This window comes from Methylobacterium guangdongense, from assembly GCF_038442355.1.
Lineage (GTDB): Bacteria > Pseudomonadota > Alphaproteobacteria > Rhizobiales > Beijerinckiaceae > Methylobacterium > Methylobacterium guangdongense.
The window spans coordinates 1-595 of record NZ_JBBXMX010000083.1 but is presented as its reverse complement, the minus strand read 5'-3'; the positions used below and the strand labels follow the sequence as shown (position 1 = coordinate 595).

1 pseudogene is annotated in these 595 nt (G+C 76.0%); it reads left to right on the top strand.

The features are described from left to right. A pseudogene (locus AAHG09_RS31850) lies at positions 1-595 on the top strand (glycosyltransferase); the annotation flags it as partial.

The following is a 595-nucleotide window of genomic DNA, read 5'->3' as shown; positions in this document are numbered from 1 at the left end:
TCGCCGCCCTCGGCCCCCACCTCGACACCGCCTTCTACGCCACGTGGTACGGCATCACCGCCGATCCCGTCCGCGACTTCCTCGTCCACGGATGGCGCGCGGGCCGCGACCCCCGCCCCGACTTCTCGTGCGCCGCCTACCTCGCCGCGTACCCCTATCTGGCCAGGGCCGGCATCAATCCGTTCCTGCACGCCCTCGCGCGCCGGGCCGGCAGCCTCGCCGGGGCCGCCACCGCGACCCTGCCCCCGCCCGACACCGATCACGCCCTGCGGCTGGCCCAGAGGCTGGTCGACGGGCCGTTCTACCTCGCCGGCAACCCCGACCTGCAGGCCGCCGGCGTCGACCCGGCCGACCACTACATGGCCTCGGGCTGGCGCGAGGGCCGCGAGCCGGCGCCGCAGTTCGACACCCTGGCCTACTGCCTGACCCACGCCATCACCTACGCCACCCAGAACCCGCTGGTGCACTACGTGCTCAACGGCGGCCCCGCCCGCCCGGACCGGGACGCCGGCCTCGCCCTGCGGGTCGCGACCCTGGCGCCCTACTTCGACGCCGCCCACTACCGGGCCGGCCTGAGCGAAGCCCGGGCGGACGC